Annotated in this window: 19 protein-coding genes; 8 read left to right on the plus strand and 11 right to left on the minus strand. The window is 67.3% G+C overall.

Annotated elements, in window-relative coordinates; all coding sequences use genetic code 11:
- Nucleotides 1-166 precede the first annotated feature (166 nt).
- The gene (locus ACWPXK_RS05280) at nt 167-1,330 is read right to left on the minus strand and encodes a steroid 3-ketoacyl-CoA thiolase (RefSeq protein ID WP_454194844.1); all 1,164 of its coding nucleotides are present in this window, start codon (nt 1,328-1,330) and stop codon (nt 167-169) included.
- A gap of 101 nt (nt 1,331-1,431) precedes the next feature.
- Between ACWPXK_RS05280 and ACWPXK_RS05285 the strand changes: the two genes are divergently transcribed.
- Nucleotides 1,432-2,733 carry a cytochrome P450 gene (locus tag ACWPXK_RS05285; protein WP_454194845.1) on the plus strand — a complete coding sequence of 434 codons (1,302 nt, stop codon included), beginning with the start codon at nt 1,432-1,434 and terminating at the stop codon, nt 2,731-2,733.
- Nucleotides 2,734-2,793: 60 nt separating this feature from the next.
- On the opposite strand, the gene ACWPXK_RS05290 is transcribed toward ACWPXK_RS05285, so the two are convergent.
- The 5 genes from ACWPXK_RS05290 to ACWPXK_RS05310 are packed head-to-tail and all read right to left on the minus strand — an operon-like array spanning nt 2,794 to nt 7,281.
- Nucleotides 2,794-3,207 (minus strand): nuclear transport factor 2 family protein, encoded by a 414-nt coding sequence (locus ACWPXK_RS05290; RefSeq protein ID WP_454194846.1) that lies wholly within the window; start codon nt 3,205-3,207, stop codon nt 2,794-2,796.
- Nucleotides 3,204-4,106, minus strand: coding sequence for a TIGR03619 family F420-dependent LLM class oxidoreductase (locus ACWPXK_RS05295; RefSeq protein ID WP_454195457.1), 903 nt, complete (start codon nt 4,104-4,106; stop codon nt 3,204-3,206). Before ACWPXK_RS05295 ends, ACWPXK_RS05290 begins: the two co-directional genes overlap by 4 nt.
- Before the next feature lie 5 nt (nt 4,107-4,111).
- Complete coding sequence (locus tag ACWPXK_RS05300) at nt 4,112-5,278, minus strand: thiolase domain-containing protein (protein WP_454194847.1); 1,167 nt, start codon at nt 5,276-5,278, stop codon at nt 4,112-4,114.
- Entirely contained in the window at nt 5,275-6,315 is a 1,041-nt protein-coding gene (locus ACWPXK_RS05305) for a thiolase domain-containing protein (protein WP_454194848.1), read from the minus strand. The genes ACWPXK_RS05300 and ACWPXK_RS05305 overlap by 4 nt, the downstream gene beginning before the upstream one ends.
- Before the next feature lie 12 nt (nt 6,316-6,327).
- The gene (locus ACWPXK_RS05310) at nt 6,328-7,281 is read right to left on the minus strand and encodes a Zn-ribbon domain-containing OB-fold protein (RefSeq protein ID WP_454194849.1); all 954 of its coding nucleotides are present in this window, start codon (nt 7,279-7,281) and stop codon (nt 6,328-6,330) included.
- A gap of 167 nt (nt 7,282-7,448) precedes the next feature.
- Here ACWPXK_RS05310 and ACWPXK_RS05315 point away from each other — a divergent pair, with 167 nt between their 5' ends.
- Entirely contained in the window at nt 7,449-8,483 is a 1,035-nt protein-coding gene (locus ACWPXK_RS05315) for an LLM class F420-dependent oxidoreductase (RefSeq protein WP_454194850.1), read from the plus strand.
- 73 nt (nt 8,484-8,556) lie between these two features.
- Nucleotides 8,557-10,107 (plus strand): acyl-CoA synthetase, encoded by a 1,551-nt coding sequence (locus tag ACWPXK_RS05320; RefSeq protein WP_454194851.1) that lies wholly within the window; start codon nt 8,557-8,559, stop codon nt 10,105-10,107.
- Nucleotides 10,108-10,735: 628 nt separating this feature from the next.
- Here the strand turns inward: ACWPXK_RS05320 and ACWPXK_RS05325 are convergent.
- On the minus strand, nt 10,736-11,737 hold the full coding sequence (locus ACWPXK_RS05325; protein WP_454194852.1) for a sigma-70 family RNA polymerase sigma factor: 1,002 nt from the start codon (nt 11,735-11,737) through the stop codon (nt 10,736-10,738).
- A gap of 184 nt (nt 11,738-11,921) precedes the next feature.
- On the opposite strand from ACWPXK_RS05325, the gene ACWPXK_RS05330 reads away from it, so the two are divergent.
- Complete coding sequence (locus tag ACWPXK_RS05330; protein ID WP_454194853.1) at nt 11,922-12,341, plus strand: VOC family protein; 420 nt, start codon at nt 11,922-11,924, stop codon at nt 12,339-12,341.
- Nucleotides 12,342-12,414: 73 nt separating this feature from the next.
- Here ACWPXK_RS05330 and ACWPXK_RS05335 read toward each other — a convergent pair whose 3' ends face one another.
- Entirely contained in the window at nt 12,415-13,197 is a 783-nt protein-coding gene (locus tag ACWPXK_RS05335; protein WP_454194854.1) for a crotonase/enoyl-CoA hydratase family protein, read from the minus strand.
- Between the two features lie 60 nt (nt 13,198-13,257).
- On the opposite strand from ACWPXK_RS05335, the gene ACWPXK_RS05340 reads away from it, so the two are divergent.
- The gene (locus ACWPXK_RS05340; protein ID WP_454195458.1) at nt 13,258-14,907 is read left to right on the plus strand and encodes an acyl-CoA synthetase; all 1,650 of its coding nucleotides are present in this window, start codon (nt 13,258-13,260) and stop codon (nt 14,905-14,907) included.
- A gap of 64 nt (nt 14,908-14,971) precedes the next feature.
- On the opposite strand, the gene ACWPXK_RS05345 is transcribed toward ACWPXK_RS05340, so the two are convergent.
- The gene (locus tag ACWPXK_RS05345) at nt 14,972-16,159 is read right to left on the minus strand and encodes an FAD-dependent monooxygenase (protein WP_454194855.1); all 1,188 of its coding nucleotides are present in this window, start codon (nt 16,157-16,159) and stop codon (nt 14,972-14,974) included.
- Between the two features lie 100 nt (nt 16,160-16,259).
- Between ACWPXK_RS05345 and ACWPXK_RS05350 the strand changes: the two genes are divergently transcribed.
- The 3 genes from ACWPXK_RS05350 to ACWPXK_RS05360 are packed head-to-tail and all read left to right on the plus strand — an operon-like array spanning nt 16,260 to nt 17,454.
- Entirely contained in the window at nt 16,260-16,847 is a 588-nt protein-coding gene (locus ACWPXK_RS05350; protein WP_454194856.1) for a TetR/AcrR family transcriptional regulator, read from the plus strand.
- 41 nt (nt 16,848-16,888) lie between these two features.
- Nucleotides 16,889-17,086: an antitoxin Phd gene (locus ACWPXK_RS05355; RefSeq protein WP_454194857.1), complete on the plus strand. Its 198-nt coding sequence runs from the start codon at nt 16,889-16,891 to the stop codon at nt 17,084-17,086.
- Complete coding sequence (locus ACWPXK_RS05360) at nt 17,083-17,454, plus strand: type II toxin-antitoxin system death-on-curing family toxin (RefSeq protein ID WP_454195459.1); 372 nt, start codon at nt 17,083-17,085, stop codon at nt 17,452-17,454. The genes ACWPXK_RS05355 and ACWPXK_RS05360 overlap by 4 nt, the downstream gene beginning before the upstream one ends.
- A 27-nt stretch (nt 17,455-17,481) precedes the next feature.
- On the opposite strand, the gene ACWPXK_RS05365 is transcribed toward ACWPXK_RS05360, so the two are convergent.
- Nucleotides 17,482-17,721: an AbrB/MazE/SpoVT family DNA-binding domain-containing protein gene (locus ACWPXK_RS05365; protein WP_454194858.1), complete on the minus strand. Its 240-nt coding sequence runs from the start codon at nt 17,719-17,721 to the stop codon at nt 17,482-17,484.
- A gap of 109 nt (nt 17,722-17,830) precedes the next feature.
- Entirely contained in the window at nt 17,831-18,934 is a 1,104-nt protein-coding gene (locus ACWPXK_RS05370) for an acyl-CoA dehydrogenase family protein (RefSeq protein ID WP_454194859.1), read from the minus strand.
- Nucleotides 18,935-18,943 lie beyond the last annotated feature (9 nt).

The following is an 18,943-nucleotide window of genomic DNA, read 5'->3' on the forward strand; positions in this document are numbered from 1 at the left end:
CGACCCGGTTCTGGCCCGTCGTTGCGGTCTCGCGACGGGGGGTCTTGATAGCCGCAAGATAGCTGACGTCTCATCGACCGGGCGGTATGGGGGTTTGTGTGGCGTACGACACGTTTCGGCCCCTAGGGGATGAACGTTCAACCTAGGGGCCGAAATAGTTGAAACTTCACAAACGTTCGATGATCGTGCCTGTCGCGAGTGCGCCACCGGCGCACATGAGAACCATCGCCGTGCTGCGGTCGCTGCGCTCCAGTTCGTGCAAAGCCGTTGTGAGAAGACGTGATCCGGTGGAGCCGACGGGATGTCCGAGCGCGATGGCGCCGCCGTTGACATTAACCCGATCCATGTCCGGTTGATGGACCGACGCCCACGAAAGTGCCACCGACGCGAACGCCTCGTTGATCTCGAAAAGGTCGATGTCGCCGATATTCATGCCGGACCGTTCCAGTAACCGGCTGCACGCCTGTACCGGGCCGTCGAGGTGGAATTCGGGCTCGGCCCCGACCACCGCCTGGGTGACGATCCGCGCGCGCGGGCGCAAACCAGCTCGGCGGGCGGCCTTTTCGTCCATCAGCAGTACCGCGGCGGCGCCGTCGGAGATCTGCGAGGACGATCCAGCGGTGTGCACGCCGCCCTCCAGTACGGGCTTCAACACGGCCAGGCCCTCGACGGTGGTCTCGCGCAGGCCCTGATCCCGTGTCACATCGAGCTTTTCGCCGGTCGGGTTGCCTTCCTTGTCGACCGCGGGAGCGGTGACGGTGAGCACCTCGCGGTCGAATCGCCCTTCGGCCCATGCCTGCGCCGCCAGGCGCTGTGAGCGCGCCCCGAACTGGTCCACGTCGGCGCGAGTGATGCCGCGCCGCTTGGCGATTCGCTCCGCGGCCTCGAACTGATTGGGCAGGTCGATGCTCCACGACGCGGGCCTGCGCGGTCCGGCGTGCTCGCCGACGTTGGCGCCCAACGGAACCCGGCTCATCGCCTCCACGCCGCAGGCCATACCCACCTCGATCGCGTCGGCGGCGATCAACCCGGCGATCAGGTGGTTGGCCTGCTGGGCCGATCCGCACTGCGTGTCGATGGTGGTGGCGCCGACCTGCCACGGCAGGCCTGCGTGCAGCCAGGCGACCCTGGTGACGTTGTTGGACTGCTCGCCCGCCTGGGTGACGCATCCGCCGATGACCTGCTCGACCTGCGCGGGGTCCAGATGGGCTCGCTCGAGCAGTCCGTGTTGGGCCAGGCCGAGCAGTTCGGCCGCGTGCAGGCCCGACAGCCAGCCGCCGCGCTTGCCGATCGGGGTGCGTGCGGCCTCGACGATCACGGGTGTGCCCATGTCCAACCTTTCCTTTGGGACAGAAAACTGAAACGCGTTCATAGCACTTGCCAGGGGCGGATCTGTCCGGTTTCTTTCCTCGTTCTCGCGCCTGTGCTTCAATGATTATAGAACGTGTTTCAGTTTGTCGAAGGAGACATCTGGTGGTAGACACTCGGAATGCCCGGCCGAATCTCCCGGACGGGTTCGACGTCACGGACCCGGACATCTACGCCGAGCGTGTTCCGGTCGAGGAGTTCGCCGAACTGCGCCGGACCGCGCCGATCTGGTGGAATCCCCAGTCGCCCGACGTCAGCGGCTTCCACGACGACGGCTTCTGGGTGGTCAGCAAGCACGCCGACGTCAAGGAGGTCTCGCGGCGCAGCGATGTGTTCTCCAGTTACGAGAACACCGCCATCCCGCGGTTCAACGACGACATCTCCCGCGAGCAGATCGAGCTGCAACGCATCGTCCTGTTGAACATGGACGCGCCCGAGCACACCAAACTGCGCAAGATCATCTCGCGCGGGTTCACGCCGCGCGCCATCAATGGTCTGCGCGCCGAGCTGTCGGCCCGCGCCGAGTCGATCGTGCAGGCGGCGGCCGAGGCGGGCTCCGGCGATTTCGTCACCCAGGTCGCGTGCGAACTGCCGCTGCAGGCCATCGCCGAGCTGATCGGCGTTCCGCAGGAGGACCGGATGAAGGTCTTCACCTGGTCCAACGACATGACCGGCTACGACGACCCGGAGAGCACCGCCGACCCGGTCGCGGCCTCCGCCGAGATCCTGGGTTATGCCTACCAGATGGCGGCCTCCCGCAAGCAGTGCCCGGCCGACGACATCGTGACCACGCTGATCGAGGCCGACATCGACGGTGACAAGCTCACCGAGGAGGAGTTCGGCTTCTTCGTGATCATGCTCGCGGTGGCGGGCAACGAGACCACCCGCAACGCCATCTCGCACGGCATGATGGCGTTCCTGGAGAACCCGGACCAGTGGGAGCTGTTCAAGAAGGAGCGGCCCGCCACGGCCGCCGACGAGATCATCCGCTGGGCCACCCCGGTCACTTCGTTCCAGCGGACCGCGCTGGAGGACACCGAACTGGGCGGCGTGCGGATCAAGAAGGGCCAGCGCGTCGTCATGCTGTACCGCTCGGCCAACTTCGACGAGGACGTCTTCGATCACCCGGAGAAGTTCGACATCATGCGCAAGGACAACCCGCACCTGGCCTTCGGCGGCACTGGCGCGCACTTCTGCATCGGGGCGAACCTGGCCCGGCTGGAGATCGACCTGATCTTCAATGCCATCGCCGATCACCTGCCCGATATCACCAAGGTCGCCGGCGCGAAGCGGCTGCGCTCGGGCTGGCTCAATGGGATCAAGGAACTCCCGGTCGACTACAAGACTTGCCCGGTCGCGCACTGAGATCGAAAAAGGGGCCCTCGCACCGCGTGGTGCGAGGGCCCCTTTTCGTCTGGAGCGCGTTCAGTCGACCGGTCGCGCGGTTGCCATGGCGCGGTCGACCTCCCAGAACGCGCGCAGGGCCGCGATCTTGCCGTCGTCGTTCACCCGGTAGGTGAAGACGCCGTCGGCATCGATCCGGTGACCGCCGATCGTGCTGCGGATGGTGCCGGTGAAGGCGACTTCATTGCCGCAGGCGAACGAGTCGCCGAACCGGAACTCGATCAGGTCGGTCTTGGCGATCGCCTTGTCCCAGAACGCGGCGATGGCGTCCTTGCCGCGGTGTCCCTTGCCCTCCGGGTCGAACCCGGACGGGCCGATCGGGTCTTCCACGATGCCGTCCTCGGCGAACAGGGCGACCCATGCCTGCTTGTCCCGCGCTCGAACCGCGGCCTGCGAGGCGAGGCCCGCCGCCCTCGCTGGGTGCTCCTCGGTCATGGCGTATCCTTTCCGCGCTGCGCGACCACGATGGGTTCGGCGATGTTCTGCTGGGCGAACTTGCGCAGTGAGTCCTGCTTGGCGGCCAGCTCGCCGTCGAAGCCGATGCCGTCGGCCAGCCATGGCACCACGATCGCGTCCGTGACGCCCGCGTCGGCGAGGTCCTGATATCCGGACCGGCCGAAGCGGGCGACGCACACCGCCTGGATCTCGAACGGTTCGCCGGTCCTGCCGAACTCGGCGCGCAGCGCGCCGAGCCTTCCGATCGTGCGCCGCAGCTCGTCGTAGGTCATCATGGCCGAGGTCCAGCCGTCGCCCACCCGGGCGGCGCGCCGCAGCGCCGCGTCGGTGTGCCCGCCGATATAGAAGGGCACCGGTTCGCTCGGCGCGGGACTCATCTGCAACGGATCGAAGTCGAAGAACTCGCCGTGATACTCGACCATCCCTCCGCCCAGGACCAGCTTGATGACCTCGATCATCTCGTCCACCCGGGCGCCGCGGCGCGCGAACGGCACCCCGCACCACTCGAATTCCTCCGGCGCCCAACCGATCCCGACGCCGAAGCCGAAGCGGTTGCCGGACAGGTTGGCCACTGAGCCGACCTGCCTGGCCAGCAGCAGCGGGTTGCGCGAACCCAGCTTCAGCACGTTCGTGTAGAAGCGGATGCGGCTGGTCACGGCGGCCATGGCGGTCGCGCCGATGAGCGGGTCGACCCACGGTGTGTCCGGTCCCCAGAACCTGCTGCCATCGGGTGTGTACGGGTATTTCGCCGCCGCCGACTTCATGTAGAACAGCGAGTCCGGCAGCGCGATCGACGAAAAGCCGCATTCCTCGGCTGTTTTCGCAAGCTCGGGCAGCTGGTCCAGTGGACTCAGCGCGATGCCGAGGGTGAACTTCAGGGCAGTCACCGGGGCTCCGATCCGACCACCCACATCGAGAAGTACTGCGACCCGCCGCCGTACGCATGGCCGAGCGCCTTGCGCGCACCCTCGACCTGATAGTCACCGGCCCGTCCCATGACCTGCTTGGCCGCCTCGGCGAACCGGATGAGCCCGGACGCACCGATCGGGTTGGAGGACAGCACGCCGCCGGACGGGTTGACCGGCAGGGTGCCGCCGATTTCGGTCTCACCTTTGTCGGTGAGCTTCCAGCCGTCGCCCGGGGGCACGAAGCCGAGGTTTTCCAGCCACATCGGCTCGAACCAGGAGAACGGCACGTAGATCTCGGCCACGTCGATCTCCTCGAGCGGGTTGGTGATCCCTGCCGTCTCCCACAGCGCCGCGGCCGCGTCCCGTCCGGCCTGGGGATTGACCTGGTCTCGTCCGGCGTAGGTGGTCGGCTCGGTGCGCATCGCGGTGGCGTGCACCCAGCCGACCTTCCTGCCGGTTGCCTCGACGGCGGCGGCAGCGTCGGCATCGCCGAGCACGATCGCGCACGCGCCGTCGGAGGAGGGGCAGGTCTCGTCGAAGCGGATCGGGTCCCAGAGCATCTGCGAGGCGAGCACCGATTCCAGCGTGATGTCGGGCTGCTTCAGATGGGCGAGCGGGTTCTTGGCGCCGTTGCGGCGATCCTTCACCGCGACCATCGCGCCGATGTGGCCCGGCGCGTTGGAGCGCCGGATGTAGGAGCGCACGTGCGGTGCGAAGTACCCGCCCGCACCCGCGCCCACGGGCATGGTGAACGGCACCGGAATCGACAACGCCCACATGGCGTTCGACTCCGACTGCTTCTCCCATGCCACCGCGAGCACGCGCTTGTGCACGCCCGCCTGCACCAGGTTGGCCGCGACGATGCCGGTGGATCCGCCGACCGACCCGGCGGTGTGCACGCGCAGCAGCGGTTTCCCGGTGGCGCCCAAGGCGTCCGCCATATACAGCTCGGGCATCATGACGCCCTCGAACAGGTCGGGTGCCTTGCCGACCACGACCGCGTCGATATCGGCGATGGTCAGCCCGGCGTCGGCGAGGGCGCGGTCGATGGCCTCGCGGCACATGCCCGCCATCGACACATCGGTGCGTTTCGTCACGTGATGGGTTTGTCCGGTGCCGAGCACCGCGGCGGGGAGGGTCATCGGGTCGTCTCCGATTCCAAGACGGTCACAAGGTTCTGCTGGAGGGCGGGGCCGCTGGTGGCGTGGGCAAGGGCCCGATTCGCCGAGCCCGCCATGATCGCCTCGGCCGCGAAGCCGATGCGCTCCAGGCCCGCGGCGAACATCGGGTTGGCCGCGAGGGCGCCGCCGGACGGGTTGATCACGGTGCCGTTGCGCAGGCCGATGGCCTCGGTGAGGATCAACTGCTGATGACTGAACGGCGCGTGCAGTTCCGCGACGTCGAAACCGCTGGTGTCGCCGCCGGTGACGGCCTGGGCAGCGGCCGACGTCGACGGGGAGACGGTGAGGTCGCGTGCACCGAGGACCGGGGTGTCCACCCGGTGCGCCATGCCGGTGATCCAGGCGGGACGCTCGCACAGTTCGCGGGCGCGATCACCGACCGCCAGCACGACCGCGGCGGCGCCGTCGGTGATCGGCGCGACATCGTGCGCGCGCAGCGGATCGGCGACGTACGGGTTGTCCAGCAGGCTGTCGACGTCACCGGATTCGCCCGCGGCCACGGCCGCCATGTCGCGCTCGGTCCAGCGGCCCGCATCGAGCCCGGCGCGCGCCTGCAACCCGGCAATGGACACCGCGTCCGGCCACAGTGGCGCGACCAGGTACGGGTCCAGCTGCATGGTGAGCACCTGGCGCAGCGTGCCCGCGGAGGACTTGCCGAAGCCGTACACCAGCGCGGTCTTCGCCTGCCCCGAGCGCAGTTTCACCCACGCCTCGTACAGCGCCCACGCGGCGTCCATCTCCACGTGGGATTCGTTGATCGGCGGCACCGCGCCGATCGCGTCGACCGCCGAGATGAACGAAAACGCGCGGCCGGCAAGGTAATCGGAGGATCCCGAGCACCAGAAATCGATATCGGACTTGGTGATGCCGAGCCGGTCGTAGAGCTGCTGGAAGCAGGGCACCAGCATCTCGACGCCGTTGGTGGTGCCGAAGGTCTCCGGCACGTGCGGTGCGTGGGCGAAACCCACGACCGCGATGTCGGTGGCGTTGTCAGTCAACGTGCGCCTCTCTCAGAGGTGATGGGAGTAGGTCTCGTAGTCGGCGTCCGGCTCGCCGGTGGGACGGAAGTGGTCCACGTTCTCCAGGCCGTAGCCCCACTCCTCGCGTGGCTTCCACACCGCCTCCACCCGCATGCCCATGCGCACTTCACTGGCGTCGCATCCGAGCACCAGGTGCAGCACCGGGATGTCCGCGCCGTCCAGCAGCACATACGCCGCGACGTACGGCGGCTTGATCCGCTGCCCGAGGAACGGCACATTGACGATGCAGAAGGTGGTGACCGTCCCGCGGTCGGGCAGCTCGATGAAGTCGTTGGTCGGCCTGCCGTCGGTCGGGTTCGCGCCGCGCGGCGGGAAGTACACCTTGCCCGTGGCGTCGCTGCGCGCGCCGATCAGCCGGCCCTCGGCGAGTCCGCGCAGGTAGACGGTCTCCTGCGGGGAGGCGGTGTGCTTGTAGGACAGGTCGACCGGGGTGGTGATCACGGTGACCGGCTCGGCCGCTGGGGCGGATTCGGCAGGTGCGCCGGACTTCTCGCCGGGCTCGAAGCACACGATGTCGCGAATGCTGCCCTCGGTCTGTGCCGCCCACCGAGCGGTCACCCGCAGGCCGGTGTGCATGTCCTCCGGCGCGGCGACGTCGACCGCGTGCAGCAACGCGGTGTCCGCGCCGTCGAGCCGGATCAACGCCCAGGCGAACGGGCGGTCGAAAGGCTGGCCGGGCAGCGGGTCGCGTACCCAGGTCCACGATTCGACGGTGCCGGTATCGGCGACGTCGACGAATTCGGTCAGCGGTTCGGCGGTAATCGGGTCGTATTCCGGCGGCGGCACGATCACCCGGCCGTCGGAACCCCGCACGCCGACGATCTTGTGGTCGCGCAGATTGGTCAAAAACGTCCCGATGGTGGTTCCGACGGAGCGGGTGTAATCGAAACGCATCCGCAGGGGCGCGCTGAGTACGTCGGGCATGGTGTCCAATCCCGTGCCACTCCGACCCGCGATTGCCGTGGATGCAGTATTCCCCTGAGTCACGATATCGAGTAGAACAGGTTCTAACTCTGGTGGCAAGCGGCGGTATGAGGAAGGGTCCGCTGACGCCGCCGATGGAAACGCGGTCGATCGGAAAGGGGTCCGGCGTGAAGTTCGGATTGCAACTCGGGTACTGGATGGCTCAGCCGCCCGCGAACGCGGGGGAGCTGGTGGTGGCGGCCGAGGAAGCCGGGTTCGACGCCGTGTTCGCCGCCGAGTCCTGGGGGTCGGACGCCTTCGGTCCGCTCACCTGGTGGGGCTCTTCGACGCGACGGGTGCGCCTCGGGACCTCTGTGGTGCAGATGTCGGCGCGAACTCCCGCCGCTACCGCCATGCACGCCCTCACGCTGGATCACCTCAGCGGCGGCCGCGCGATTCTCGGCCTCGGCGTTTCCGGGCCGCAGGTGGTGGAGGGCTGGTACGGCCAGCCGTTCGCCAAGCCGTTGCAGCGCACCAGGGAGTACGTCGACATCGTGCGCAAGGTGCTGGCCCGCGAGGCGCCGGTCACCAACGACGGCCCGCACTACCCGCTGCCCTACACCGGGCCGGGTTCGCTCGGGCTCGGCAAGCCGCTCAAGCCGATCGTGCATCCGCTACGTGCGGATTTGCCGATCTGGCTGGGCGCGGAGGGACCGAAGAACGTCGCCCTCACCGCCGAGATCGCCGACGGCTGGCTGGCCATCTACTACGCGCCCCGGCTGGCCGGGATGTACAACGAGTGGCTCGACGAGGGCTTCGCCCGGGCGGGTGCGCGGCGCGGCAGGGACGATTTCGAGATCGCCGCGAGTTGCCAGGTGGTGATCACCGACGATCCAGCCGGCGAGCTGGAGCGGATGCGCTGGATCATGGCGCTCTACATCGGCGGCATGGGCGCGCCGGAGCTGAACTTCCACGCCCAGGTGTACCGGCGGATGGGCTATGACCGCGAGGTCGACGAGATCGGACAGCTGTTCCAGGCGGGCAAGAAGGCCGAGGCCGCGGCGGCGGTGCCGGACGAGCTGATTCTGGACACCGCGATCATCGGCGATGAGGACCACGTCCGTGAACGGCTGAAGGTGTGGGAAGCCGCCGGCGTCACGATGATGCTGGTGTCGGTTCCCGATATCGCGCAATTGCGTCGGTTGGCACCCCTTGTCGAATAGTAGAACACGTTCTAAATTCAATGGGGTGACTGCCTCACCCGCCCCGTCGGCTCCGCCTCCTCACCATTCTCCCGTGCAGGAGTCAGTGAAAATTCTCGGTCTGTGGAACATCGCCGAAGCCGAACCCGATCGGATCGCGATGGTCGATCCGTCGGGCCGGGAGGTGACTTATCGCGAATTGGCAACGCTCGCCAATCGTTACGCCACCGGCCTGCGTGGGCTCGGCCTCGATACCGGTGACGTGCTGGTCAGCATGGTGCACAACTGTGTGGAGGCGGTCGCCGCCTACTTCGCGGCCTACCAGTCCGGGTTGTACATCGTCGCGGTGAACTGGCATCTCACCGGCCCGGAGGTGGCCTACATCCTGGGCGACAGCGAGGCGAAGGCGTTCATCGCCAGCGAGCGTTTCGCCGCCGCCGCGAAGGCCGCGGCCGACGAGGCGGGATTGCCCGCGACGGCCCGGTTCGCGGTGGGCGAGATCGAGGGTTTCAAGTCGGTGGCCTGGCTCGGCGCCGCGGATACCGGGCGTCCGTCCGAGCGCAGCACGGGCGCGCCGATGCTCTACACATCGGGAACCACAGGACGGCCCAAGGGAGTCCGGCGCCCGCTCACCGGCGCCGACCCGGACGTCGTTCCCCCGCACACCACCGCGTTCTTCGGCCTCTTCGGCCTCGCCCCCTACGACGATCACGTGCACATCTGCGGCTCGCCGCTGTATCACACGGCGGTGCTGAACTTCGCGACCATCTCGATCCAGTTGGGCCACAAGCTCGTTCTGATGGACCGCTGGGACGCGGAGGAAATGCTGCGGCTGATCGACAAGTACCGGGTGACGCACAGCCACATGGTGCCCACCCAGTTCCACCGGCTGCTCGCGCTGCCAGAGGAGGTGCGCGCCAAGTACGACGTCTCCTCGCTGCGCAGCATGGTGCACGGCGCCGCGCCCTGCCCGCAGGAGACCAAGCGGCAGATGCTCGAGTGGTGGGGACCGACGGTCACCGAGTACTACGCGGCCACCGAGGGCGGCGGGACGGTGATCAACGGCGCCGAATGGTTGCGCAAGCCGGGGTCGGTGGGCAAGGCGTGGCCGTGGTCGGTGATCAAGGTGCTCAGCGAAGAAGACGGCTCCGAGGTCCCGGTCGGCGAGCCCGGCCTGGTCTACATGCGCATGGGCGCTTCGAGTTTCGAGTACCACCACGACAAGGCCAAGACCGAGGACTCGCGCGTCGGCGATCTGTTCACCGTCGGCGACATCGGTCATCTCGACGAGGACGGCTACCTCTACCTGCACGACCGGCGCTCGGACCTGATCCTGTCCGGCGGCGTGAACATCTATCCCGCCGAGGTCGAGAACGTCCTGATCACCCACCCGAAGGTCGCCGACGTGGCGGTCTTCGGTATCCCGCACCCGGATTGGGGTCAGGAAGTCAAGGCGGTCGTGCAGCCCGCCGAGGGGTCCGAGGGCGACGACGAGCTCACCGCCAAGCTGCTCGCCTTCGCCGCAACGCAATTGGCGAAGTACAAGATGCCCAAGTCGATCGACTATCTGCCCGAACTGCCGCGCGACCCCAACGGCAAGCTCTACAAGCGCAAACTCCGCGACCGCTACATCCCGGCGCAGTAGCGCGGCCCCGGTGAGAGATCGGGAGTAGTCATATGGCGGCTCGCAGCACCGCGACAACCGCCATTTGACTCCCCTCGATGCTCTAGCGACAACGCGACCACAGCCGGTTGACCGGGCTGGGAGTGCGTGATCGACGGCGGGAGGTAAGCCGGGTACGGCACCCAGCGTGCCCAGCACTGCTCCGGTACACCCATGGAGGGCGTGCTCGACTATGGGGGCAGGCCAGAGATATCTCTGCCGGAGGCTTCGAGTAATGCCCTACCTACCATTGCTTTCCGCTGGCGGTGCTGGGCGCGTCGGGTGCCGTACCCGGCTTACCTCCCGCAGTTGGTCGGAACCCCTCGGCTTCCAGCGTGGTCAACTGGCTGTGGTTGCGTTCAGAAATCCGAACTGAGGGAGCTTTCGTGGATCGGGGGTAGTCATATGGTGGCTGGCCCACCCCCTTGAGCCGCCATTTGACTCCGCTCGATGCTCCAGTTGGACAACGCAACTACAGCGTTGACGGATGTGGTTGCGTTTAGCGAGGTTTGGGTGGGAATCGCGGTCGGGTTGTGGATCCGGTAGTGAAATGGCGGCTCGGACTCGATATCCGGGCCGCCATTTCACTGTTCTCGGACCAGCGCGCTGGTCAGCTGACTGGCTCGTGGAGTTCCGGGGCAAGGCCGAACAGTGGGAAGAGCTTTTCGGTGTCGAGGAAGAAGTTGAGCCCGGCGATGGTGTCGTCGTCGAGTTCCAGCACTGTGATCGACCACGGCACCCACACGCCGGGCTCGGCGCCCGGCTTGTAGTGGCCGAAGGCGGGCAGGCCGTTGGCGCCCTCCAATCGGACCAGTCGCGAGTCGCGGCAGGCGCTTCCGGTACTCAGCATGAACGCGGCCACGTTCTCCGGGCCGGAGATCCACAGCTCGATCGGCGGCATCGACAGCGCCACATCCTCTTTCAGCAGGGAGGTGAGCGTGTCCATGTCGTAGGCCTCGAACGCCTTGACGAAGTTGTCCACCAGTCTGCGCTGGTCCTCGTCGGTCTCGTCGTAGGTGTCGGTGGTCGTCGGCTGGACCTTGGACATGGTCGCCCGCGCCCGCTGCAGGGCACTGTTCACCGACGCGGGTGACATGGTGAGCGCCTCTGCGGTCTCGCTGGCGGAGAACCGCAGTACCTCGCGCATGATCAGGATGGCGCGCTGGGTGGCGGGCAGGTGCTGGCAGGCGGCGACGAAGGCCAGGCGCAGGGTGTCCTTGGCGCTGGCGTGCTCGGCTGGATCGGCGCCGAAGGCGAGCGCGTTGGGGATCGGCTCGATCCAGACGTAATCCGGCTGGGGCGCCGGGAGGGGCGAATCCGGCCGCGACGGGCCGGACAGATCCATGGGCCGAGCCCTGCGCTGCGGGCCGTCGAGCATGTCGAGGCAGACGTTGGTGGTGATCTTGTACAGCCAGGACCGGAGGCTGGCGCGACCCTCGAACGAGGCGTAGGACTTCCACGCGCGGGTGAAGGTCTCCTGCACCGCGTCCTCCGCTTCGAAGGAGGAGCCGAGCATGCGGTAGGCGTACGCGCACAGCTCTCTGCGATGGGTCTCGAACGAGGCGAGCACGTCGGGAGCGAGGCCCGCGGAGGAGCCGGGCGAGTCGTTCATGGGTGCCACCCTGCCACAGGCCACCGACACAGAACAGGCCTCGAGCTCGAGAGCCCGCGCCGATCAAGATCATTAAACCTGCTCGGTTTGTGGGACGTGTCACCTTTGCCGTGGCGATGAGTTTGGCTGGGATGGCCCGTCATATCCAGTGACACGAACGGATGTGCTCGAAAGGACGAGGCCCATGAGCAGCAAGATGATCTTCATCAATCTCCCCGTCGACGACCTGAACCGGTCGAAGACCTTCTACGAGGCGCTGGGCTGGAAGGTCAACCAGGAGTTCACCGACGACAACGCCGCCTGCATCGTGGTCGACGACAACATCTGCCTGATGCTGCTCACCAAGGATTTCTTCACCACCTTCAGCAAGCGGCCGCTGGCCGACACGAAGGCGGCGATCAATGCCGCGTACGCGCTGTCGCTCGGCAGCGCCGCGGAGGTCGACAACCTCACCGCCGCCGCGCTCGCCGCGGGGGCGACCGAAGAGGTGAACGAGGACAAGCGGGCGCAGGAGGCGCAGGTCGGCATGCACGGCCGCACGTTCATCGACCCCGACGGCCACCAGTGGGAGCCGTTCTGGATGGACTACCCGGGCAGCAACTGAGTCCGGCGAGGGGTCGCCCTCCGATGCGCGTGCGCACTGGCCGGTGCGCACGCGCATCGGAGGGCGTTGTGCTTTAGTTGCCGGTGAACGTGGGCTTGCGCTTCTCCGCGAACGCCTTCGGGCCTTCTTTGGCGTCGGCCGAGCGGAATACCGCCATGCCGAGCTCGGCGTCGATTTGGAACGCGTCCTCCTCCGGCATGGCCTCGGTCTCCCGGATGGTGCGCAGGATGGCCTGCACCGCGAGGGGGCCGTTGGCGGCGATCTGCCCGGCGAGTTCGAGTGCCTTGTCCAGCGCCGTTCCGTCCGGCACCACGTGCCCGATCAGGCCGATCTCCTTGGCTTCGGCCGCCGTGATGTGCCGACCGGTGAGCAGGATGTCCGCGGCGACGGTGTAGGGGATCTGGCGGACCAGCCGCACCGCCGAGCCGCCCAGCGGGAACAGGCCCCAACGCGCTTCGGACACACCGAATTTCGCGCTCTCCCCGGCCACTCGGATGTCGGTGCCCTGCAGGATCTCGGTGCCGCCCGCGATGGCCGGGCCCTCGACCGCCGCGATCAGCGGTTTGGTGAGCCTGCGGCCCTTCAGCAGTGCCTCGAGTTTGGCCGGATTCCAGCCGCCGCCCTCGATGGTGTCTCCGGGGTGCGCGGAGGTCATGCCTTTGAGATCGGCGCCCGCGCAGAACGCGCCGCCGGCGCCGGTCAGGATCGCCACCCGGATATCCGGATCGTTGTCCACCTGGTCCCAGGCGTCACGCATGATCGCCATCATCTCGCCGGACAGCGCGTTGCGCGCCTCGGGCCGGTTCATGGTGACGATGAGGACCTGGTCGCGCTTCTCGACGAGGCAGTGCGGCATTGCTGATTCTCCTGACTTCGAGCCTTGTCAGAAACAGTAACACGTTCTATTTTTAAGGTTGTGAGCTACAACATAGCGGACCTTGTCGAACACGCCATCGACCTGATGCCCGACCGCGTCGCGCTGGTCGACGACGGCCGCGAGGTCACCTACGCCCAGTTGGAGGAGCGGGCCAACAAACTCGCTCACTACCTGCAAGAACAGGGAGTCCAGCCGGGCGACAAGGTGGGCATCTACTCACGGAACACGATCGAGGCCGTCGAGGCCATGGTCGCGATCTTCAAAGCGCGCGCCGTGATGATCAACGTGAACTTCCGATATGTCGAGAACGAGTTGCAATACATCTTCGACAACTCGGACATGGTCGCGCTGATCCACGAGCGTCGCTACAGCGACAAGGTCGCGGCGGTTCGTCCGAACACCCCGAAGCTGCGCACCGTCGTCGTCGTGGACGACGATACGACCGGGACGATTCCCACCGCAGCGGATTCGGCGGAATACGAGGCGGTGCTCGCGCAGTCCTCGGGTGTGCGCGACTTCGGCGAGCGCTCCCCGGACGACCTGTACATGCTCTACACCGGCGGTACCACCGGCATGCCCAAAGGCGTGATGTGGCGCCAGGAGGACGTGTGGCGCGTGCTCGGCGCGGGCATCAACTTCGTCACCGGCGAGTACGTCCAGGATGAATGGGAATTGGCCAAGGTCGGCGCTGGCAGCCCGCCCATGGTGCGGTGGCCGATTCCGCCGATGATCCACGGCGGCGCGCAGTGGGCGACGTTCCACAGCCTGTTCGGCGGGGGCAAGGCTGTGATGATCCCGGAGTTCTCCGGGCACGGGGTGTGGCGGGCGATCGACAAGCACAAGATCAACCTGATCTTCATCACCGGCGACGCGATGGCACGTCCGATGCTGGACGCGCTGATCGAGGGCAACCCGGAAACCGGGCAGCCCTATGATCTTTCGAGCCTGTATGTGATGGCCAGCAGCGCGGCGCTGTTCTCGCCCGCGATCAAGGACCAGTTCCTCGAGCTGTTGCCCAACCGGATGATCTCCGATTCGATCGGCTCCTCGGAGACCGGTTTCGGCGGTATCTCCATCGTGGCCAAGGGCGCGACGCACACCGGAGGCCCCCGGGTGAAGATCGACGCCTCCACCGAGGTGCTCGACGAGGAGGGCAATCCGGTAGAGCCCGGCTCCGGGAAGGTCGGCATCCTGGCGCGGCGCGGGCACATCCCGCTGGGCTACTACAAGGACGAAGCGAAGACCGCGGCGACGTTCAAGGAGTTCAACGGCATTCGCTACGCCATCCCCGGCGATTTCGCCAGGGTCGAGGAAGACGGCACGGTCACGATGCTCGGCCGCGGTTCGGTCAGCATCAACAGCGGCGGCGAGAAGATCTATCCCGAGGAGGTCGAGGGCGCGCTCAAGACGCACCCGGAGATCTTCGACGCGCTCGTGGTCGGCATCGAGGACGAACGCTGGGGCCAGCGGGTCGTCGCGGTCGTGCAATGTCGCGGCGAGAACCGGCCGACGCTCGAGGAACTGCGCCCGATGCTCACCCAAGAAATCGCCCCGTACAAACTGCCCCGCAGCCTGTGGTTCGTCGACGAAATCAAGCGCTCTCCGGCGGGCAAGCCCGACTACCGCTGGGCCAAGGAGCAAACCCAGGTCCGTCCCGCGGACGACCACGCCGACGCGGGCACCAAGTAGGAATCCACGACCGGGCGGGCCGCACTTCGGGGCCCGCCCGGTCGGATTCTGTCGCCCTGCGAGTTCAGCGGTTGGCGAGCTCGGCCAGTCGGAACGCGAGGCGGCGGCGGAAGGCGGGGATGCGGGTGAGGGTGGCGAGGGCCAGGTTGCGCAGGGCACGGGCAGGGCGGGCGCGCAAGGTCGCCATTTTGGTCATCCGGTCGGTGAACGAGACGACGCCGAGTGCGACGGGGCGGCGGCTGGCTTCGTAGTCGTCCAACAGCGTGTCCGGCTCACCCGCGAGTACTCGGGCCAGCAGCGGGCCGAGGGCGGCGGCGTCCTGGATGCCGGTGTTCATTCCTTGGCCGCCCGCCGGGCTGTGCACGTGGGCGGCGTCGCCCGCGAGGAGGATGCGGCCGTCGCGGTAGTGGTCGGCGACCCGGTGGTGCACGCGGAACCGCGAGCTCCACAGCACCTCGCGAACTTTCACCTCGCCACCGGGACCGCGGGAGTCCAGGACGGACTGGATGTCCTCGGGGGTCGGGTGCTCGGGCGCCGTTTCCAGGGTGGCGACCACGCGGTAGCGGTTCGGTTCGTCCTGGTCCGGCAACGGCGCGACCACGGTGACACCCTCGGGTGAAAGGTGCAGAACTACTTCGTCGCGTGCGACGGGCCAATCCATCCGCACGTCGGCGAGCACGAAGGATTCCGGGTACATCGCGCCGGTGAAGCCGATGCCCGCCTGCTCGCGGACCACGCTGTGCATGCCGTCTGCCCCGATGACGTAGTCGGCGCGGATGCTGCCCGGAACTCCTGTGGCGTCGGCGTACTCGATCGTCACCCCGTCGGCTTCACCGATCACTTTGCTGACCTGGTAGGGACGGTGCACGTCGCCGCCCGCCTGGCGCAGCCGGTTCAGCAGAACCGCTTCGGTGATGTCCTGTGGGGTCATCAAGGTGTACGGGTAGCGCGTCGGAAGACCGCCGAACAGGATCGTGGCAAGGGTGCGCTTGCCGTCGCGAACCGTGAAGCGCGGCACGACGATACCCGTCGCGGCCAGTTCGTCGGCGATGCCGAGCTGCTCGAGCACCTCCAGTGTCCTGGCGTGCACGACGGCGGCGCGGGAGGTGTTCGCTCCTTCGGCGAGCCGGTCCAGCAGCACGAAATCCACCCCGGCGTCGGCCAGCGTGATGGCGGCGGTCAGCCCGGCCGGTCCGGCGCCGACGACCACGACGGAGGTGGTGGCGGGCAGCGCGTTCGGGGTGGTGTTCATCGGAACTCCTCAGGTCAACGTTTGTAGGCCAACGCTTGTTGGCATAACTGTAGCCACGCGCGGTGGACAAAGTCAACAGCTGTTGGCCTACATTGTTGGCATGACTGCCGAACCTGATCACCCTCCCGCCCGCCGGTCGGACGCAACCCGGGCGGCGATCCTCGCGGCCGCCCGCGCCCGCTTCGCCGCCGAGGGCTTCCGCAAAGCGACCATCCGCGCCATCGCCGCCGACGCCGCCATCGACCCGTCCATGGTCATGCGGTATTTCGGCAGCAAAGACGGCCTGTTCGCGGCCGCGGTCGACATCGACCTCGATCTGCCGGACCTGGGCTCCGCCGAGCCGGACGCCCTGGGTGAATTGCTGGTGCGCCGATTCTTCGCGATCTGGGAGGAACAGCCGAACCAGGAGGTGCTGCTGACCTTGCTCCGCTCGTCCATCACCGACGACGCGGTCGGCGAACGCTTCCGCGCGATCTTCGCCCAGCAGGTGCTGCCCGCCGTCCTACGCTTCGGCGATCCCGCCGACGCTCCGCGCCGGGGCGGTCTCATCGTTACGCAGATGCTCGGTCTCGCGCTGTGCCGCTACGTGCTGCGCCTGCCGCCGGTCGTCGCGCTGACCCGCGAGCAGATCATCGCGGATGTCGCGCCTACTCTCCAGCGCTACTTGGTGTCGACTCCGGCCGACTGAATCCGATGGTGTTGTGTGGTACCACGCGATACCATGGGGTAGTGGCTGGTCTGAACATACGGTTTTCCGAGGAGGAGCTGAGTGCCCTGCGCGATCGAGCGGAGGCGGAGGGCAGAAGCATGCAGCAGTTCGTCCACGACGCGGTCATCAGGGCGATAAACGAGCACGCCAGACTGTTCAACGAGGCTGCTGATCACGTCTTGCGAGTCAGTGAGGAGCTGAACCGGAGGCTTGCCTGATGGAGTATCTGACGCTGCCGGAGCTCCTGAATCTCGCTGAGCGGTTGGGCACTCCGGCGGTTCGTGACTACGGCCTTCTCGACTCGGCTCTTGCTCGACCACAGTCCAGCGTTTTCGGACAGGACGCCTACCCGGATGTGTGGCAAAAGGCTGCTGCCCTGATGGAATCGATTGCGCGAAACCACGGCTTGGTCGACGGCAACAAACGATTGGCTTGGTACGCGAGCTGGGTCTTCCTGCAGATGAACGGTCATAAGCTGGACGCACACTTCGACGTCGATGATGCCGAGCAGTTCGTGCTGGATGTATGCCAGGGTGCGCTCGACATACCGTCGATTGCCGAACACCTGGCGAAGTTCGAGGGCTGATGAATCAGCGGCGAGAATGGGGTCGGGCTACGCGCCCCGAAGAAGGGCCATGATCTGGTCGGTGGTCATGCCTTCGATGTCCCTGCTGTTCGCCGCGCCCCGCAGTCGTCGGGTGATGCGTTGGCCTCGGGTCGAGGAGCCTTCGGCCCGCACGATCCGCAACGTGCCATCGACTTCGATGATCTCGATGGCGTCGCCCTCGTGCAGATTGTGCTTTGCGCGGAGGTGGGCAGGGATTGTCACCTGTCCTTTGCTGTTCAGCAGCATCGCAGCCTCCGTCGTGTGGGATTCGCAGTAAACGTAATACGACCTGCGCGCACAGTCCGGCGAACCCGCCAGTCGGCCCGCCATGGCGGGCCGACTCGGTGGTGTCCCGCTAGGCCGGGGTCCCGGCCAGCAGCGCGCCGAGCGCGCGCAGGTGGTCGGTGCCCGTGCCGAGGGCGAACTCGTTGTGTTTGGCGGCGGTGAAGTAGTTGTGCACGATGTGGTCGCGGTCGATGCCGACGCCGCCGTGTACGTGGATGACGGTGTGCGCGACGCGGTGGCCCGCGTCGGCGGCCCAGAACTTGGCGGTGTGCACCGCCTCCGCGGCGGGCAGGTCCTCCGACAGCAGCCACGCGGCCTGGGTCGTCGCCAGGCGCAGGCCTTGGACGTCGATGTACGCGTCGGCGAGCCGCTGGGCGACGGCTTGGAAACTGCCCACCGCCTTGCCGAACTGCTCTCGCTCCCTGGCGTATTCGGCGACCAGCTCGAGCGCTCGTTCCAGGGTGCCCAGCTGCAGGGCGCTCAGTCCGAGCCAGGCGCGGGTGAGAATCCAGTCGAGGATCTCCGCGCCGCCCGTGCCGGTGCCGACCAATTCACCTGGGGTATCAGTGAGTTCGACCGCGAATTCGGGGCTGCGATCGACGACCTGCTGCGCCGTCACCGTGGCCGCCGCTGGATCGACCAGGAAGATCGCGGTGGCGCCGGATACCGTGGCTGGCACCAGGATGCGCTCGGCGCGGTTCGCGTAGGGCACGGTGGTTTTGGCGCCGGTCAGCCGCCACCCTTCGCCGGTTTCGACCGCGGTGGTGGTCGGCGCGGTGGGTTCCCAGTTGCGCTCCTCGGCCAGAGCCACGGTGAGGATGATCCGGCCCGCGCCGGCCTGGGTGGCCAGATCCTGTTGCGCCGCACCACCGAAGCGGGCCAGCGCGCCCGCGCCGAGGACGACCGACCAGAGATATGGCACGGCCGCGACGTGCTTGCCCAGCTCGCGCAGGATGGCGGTCTGCTCGAGCGAGCCCAGGTCGCTGCCGCCGACCGACTCGGGCAGGGCCGCCGCGAGCACGCCGGTCTCGGCGAGCGAACTCCACAGCGGCTGGTCGAATCGCTCGTCCGCGGTATCGAGTTCGCGCAACCGGTCGGCGGTGACCAGCTTGCCGCACACCTCGCCGGTGAGCCGGGCGAGATCCAGTTGGGCTTCGGTGGGAGTGAAATCCATGGTGGTCTA

Source organism: Nocardia sp. Marseille-Q1738 (assembly GCF_965283145.1).